4 protein-coding genes and 1 pseudogene are annotated in these 3,751 nt (G+C 68.9%); 4 read left to right on the forward strand and 1 reads right to left on the reverse strand.

The window, feature by feature from the left end; all coding sequences use genetic code 11:
• Both AC2VNT_RS12420 and AC2VNT_RS12425 read left to right on the forward strand, forming a co-directional pair.
• A pseudogene (locus AC2VNT_RS12420) lies at positions 1–142 on the forward strand (SRPBCC family protein); the annotation flags it as partial.
• Positions 143–170: 28 nt separating this feature from the next.
• Positions 171–626, forward strand: a complete 456-nt coding sequence (locus AC2VNT_RS12425) for an SRPBCC family protein (protein WP_486947147.1) — start codon at positions 171–173, stop codon at positions 624–626.
• Here AC2VNT_RS12425 and AC2VNT_RS12430 read toward each other — a convergent pair.
• Positions 604–1,809 carry a pyridoxal phosphate-dependent aminotransferase gene (locus AC2VNT_RS12430; RefSeq protein WP_486947148.1) on the reverse strand — a complete coding sequence of 402 codons (1,206 nt, stop codon included), beginning with the start codon at positions 1,807–1,809 and terminating at the stop codon, positions 604–606. The genes AC2VNT_RS12425 and AC2VNT_RS12430 overlap by 23 nt on opposite strands.
• A 140-nt stretch (positions 1,810–1,949) precedes the next feature.
• Between AC2VNT_RS12430 and AC2VNT_RS12435 the strand changes: the two genes are divergently transcribed.
• Together AC2VNT_RS12435 and AC2VNT_RS12440 are read left to right on the forward strand one after the other, a co-directional pair.
• The gene (locus tag AC2VNT_RS12435) at positions 1,950–3,161 is read left to right on the forward strand and encodes an acetyl-CoA C-acetyltransferase (protein ID WP_486947149.1); all 1,212 of its coding nucleotides are present in this window, start codon (positions 1,950–1,952) and stop codon (positions 3,159–3,161) included.
• A gap of 38 nt (positions 3,162–3,199) precedes the next feature.
• Positions 3,200–3,751: enoyl-CoA hydratase/isomerase family protein (locus AC2VNT_RS12440; RefSeq protein ID WP_486947150.1), on the forward strand; the 552-nt coding region annotated here is incomplete at its 3' end.

Here is a 3,751-nt window from a genome sequence, read left to right on the forward strand (position 1 = left end):
GACCAAGGTCCGGTTCGACATGGACGTGGACCCGTCGGTGCCGCTGCCGGGGTTCCTGCTCAAGCGCACCATGAAGGGCGGGATGGAGACCGCCACCGACGGACTGCGCAAGCAGGTGCTCAAGGTGAAGAAGGGACGCTGAACACGGCCCCGGAGCTAGGCTGTGTTTGATGGCTGTACGAGCATCGCAAGAGATCGTGATCGACGCGTCGCCGGAACAGATTCTGGAGCAGCTCGCCGACGTGGAGGCCCTGGTGTCGTGGTCGCCGGTGCACAAACGGATCGAGGTGCTCGACACCTACGCCGACGGGCGGCCGCATCACGTCCGGGCCACCATCAAGATCCTCGGGCTGGTCGACAAGGAGATCTTGGAGTACCACTGGGGCCCGGACTGGATGGTCTGGGATGCCCAGTCGACGTTCCAGCAGCGCGGCCAGCATGGCGAGTACACCCTGAAACGCGAGGGTCTGGACCGGACCCGGGTGCGCTTCGACATCACCGTCGAGCCGTCCGGGCCGATCCCCGCGTTCGTCGTGCGCCGAGCCAGCAAGCTGGTGCTGAAGACCGCCACCCAGCGGCTCCGGGGGCGGGTGATGGCGGCGATCAACCAGGGGCAGCAAGCCTGAGCGGCCGGTCCTGCAGCGCGCCCAGCCGGCGAATCCCTTCGTCGAGGGTGTCGTCGCCCTTGACGAAGGTGAACCGCACCAGGTGCTTCCATGCGTCGGCCTCGGTTGCGCAGAACGCCGACATCGGGATCGCGGCCACCCCCGCCTGGTGCGGCAGCGCGGCGCAGAACGCGTCGCTGTCGTCGTACCCCAGCGGCCGCGGGTCGGCACAGAGGAAGTAGGTGCCGCAGCTGTCGTGCACCTCGAAGCCGATCTCGGTGAGCCCGTCGGCCAGCCGGTCGCGGCGGAGCCGCAACGCCGCCCGCAGCCCGGCCACCCAGCCGTCCTCGGTGTCCAGGGCGTGCGCCACCGCGGGCTGGAACGGTGCGCCGCCGACGTAGCTCAGGTACTGTTTGGCGGCCCGCACCCCGGCGATCAGGTCGGCCGGACCGCACGCCCAGCCGATCTTCCAGCCGGTGCAGTTGAACATCTTGGCGGCGCTGGAGATGGTGATGGTGCGTTCGGCCATCCCGTCGAACCCGGCCAGCGGCAGGTGCCGGACGTTTCGCCGGCCGGCCGGATCCGAGTAGACCAGGTGCTCGTAGACCTCGTCGGTGATGACCAGCAGGTCGGCGGCGACCGCGATCTCGGCGATGGCCGCCAGTTCGGCCTGGGTCAGCACCGTCCCGGTCGGGTTGTGCGGTGAGTTGACGATCAGCGCCCGGGTCGCGGAGGTGACAGCGCGGCGCAAGTTCTCGATGTCCAGGGCGAAGCCGCGGCCGTCGGGCACCAGGGGCACGGCCACCCGGCGTGCCCCGGCCATCGCGATCACCGGCGAGTACGAGTCGTAGAACGGCTCGATCAGCAGCACCTCCGAGCCCGGCTCCACCAGCCCGATCACCGACGCGGCGATCGCCTCGGTGGCGCCGACCGTCACCAGCACCTCGGTCTGCGGGTCGTAGTCGATCCCGAAATGCCGGCTGCGCTGTCGGGCCACCGCCTCGCGCAGCGGGCGGATACCCATCCCGGGCGGGTACTGGTTGATCCCCTCGGCGATGGCGTCCTGGGCGGCCTTCAGCATCGCCGGCGGACCGTCCTCGTCGGGAAAGCCCTGCCCCAGGTTCACCGCGCCCACCTGCGCGGCGACCGCCGACATCTCGGCGAAGATCGTGGTCGCGTAGGGGGTGAGCCGGGAAACCGTCATACCCTCCAGAGCGTAGGGGTGCGGGGACGACGCCGCCCACCTCCCAACCAACAGGTTGGCCGGTTGCTGTTAGGGTGGGGCCATAAGGGTCTACTTCTCAGCAGACGAAATCGCTCAACCGAATTCGAAGAGGAACAGCCATGTCTGAAGAAGCCTTCATCTACGAGGCCATTCGCACCCCCCGCGGCAAGCAGCGCAACGGTTCACTGCACGAGGTCAAGCCGCTCAACCTGCTGGTCGGGCTGATGGACGAGCTGCGGTCGCGCTTCCCTGACCTGGATGTCAACCAGATCAGCGACGCCGTCATGGGCGTGGTGTCACCGGTCGGTGACCAGGGCGGCGACATCGCCCGCACCGCGGTGCTGGCGGCCGGGCTGCCGGAGACCACCGGCGGGGTGCAGCTCAACCGGTTCTGCGCGTCCGGTCTGGAGGCGATCAACACCGCCGCGGCCAAGGTGCGCGCCGGCTTCGACGACCTGATGCTGGCCGGCGGCGTGGAGTCGATGAGCCGGGTGCCGATGGGCTCCGACGGCGGCGCCTGGGCGTCCGACCCGGAGACCAACTACCAGCTGGGCTTCGTCCCGCAGGGGATCGGCGCCGACCTGATCGCCACCATCGAGGGCTTCTCCCGCGAGGACGTCGACTCCTACGCGCTGCGCTCCCAGGAGAAGGCGGCCGCGGCGTGGTCGGGCGGCTACTTCGCCAAGTCGGTGGTACCGGTCCGCGACCAGAATGGTCTGCTGATCCTCGACCACGACGAGCACCTGCGCCCGGACAGCACCCTGGAGGGGCTGGGCAAGCTGAAGCCGGCCTTCGAGGGCGTCGGCGACATGGGTGGCTTCGACGCGGTGGCGCTGCAGAAGTACCACTACGTGGAGAAGATCAACCACGTACACACCGGCGGCAACAGCTCCGGGATCGTCGACGGGGCCGCGCTGGTGCTGATCGGGTCGGAGCGGGCAGGCAAGGAGCAGGGGCTGACCCCGCGCGCCCGGGTGGTGGCCGCGGCCACCAGCGGCGCCGACCCGCTGATCATGCTCACCGGCCCCACCCCGGCGACACGCCGGGTGCTGGACCGGGCCGGCATGACGATCGACGACATGGACCTGGTGGAGATCAACGAGGCGTTCGCGTCGGTGGTGCTGAAGTTCCAGAAGGACCTGAAGGTGCCCGACGAGAAGCTCAACGTCTGCGGGGGCGCCATCGCGATGGGGCACCCGCTGGGGGCAACCGGCGCGATGATCACCGGGACCATGGTCGACGAGCTGGAACGCCGGGGTGCCCGCCGGGCGCTGATCACGTTGTGCATCGGCGGCGGCATGGGTGTGGCGACCATCATCGAGCGCGTCTGAGACGGGTTCTGGAAGCTTCGAAAGGGATTCGAAAACCAATGGCAGACAACACTTCCACCGCTTTCATCAACACCATCACCTGGGACAAGGACGCCGACGGCATCGTCACCTTGACCCTGGACGACCCGAGCGGCTCGGCGAACGTGATGAACGAGGACTACCGCCAGTCGATGCACGCCGCCGTCGAACGTCTTGTCGCCGAGCAGGATTCGGTGACCGGGGTGGTGGTCGCCAGCGCCAAGAAGACGTTCTTCGCCGGCGGTGACCTCAAGGCGATGATCCAGGTCCGCCCGGAGGACGCCCAGCAGGTCTTCGACCAGGTGGAGAACATCAAGGCCGACCTGCGCACGCTGGAGACCTTTGGCAAGCCGGTGGTCGCCGCCATCAACGGCGCCGCGCTCGGCGGCGGACTGGAGATCGCATTGGCCTGCCACCACCGGATCGCGGCCGACGCCAAGGGCAGCCAGATCGGCCTGCCCGAGGTGACGCTGGGCCTGCTGCCCGGCGGCGGCGGCGTCACCCGGACGGTGCGGATGCTGGGCATCCAGAACGCGTTCATGACGGTGTTGAGCCAGGGCGCCCGGTTCAAG

The sequence above is a fragment of the Mycobacterium sp. TH-M15 genome, assembly GCF_057473705.1.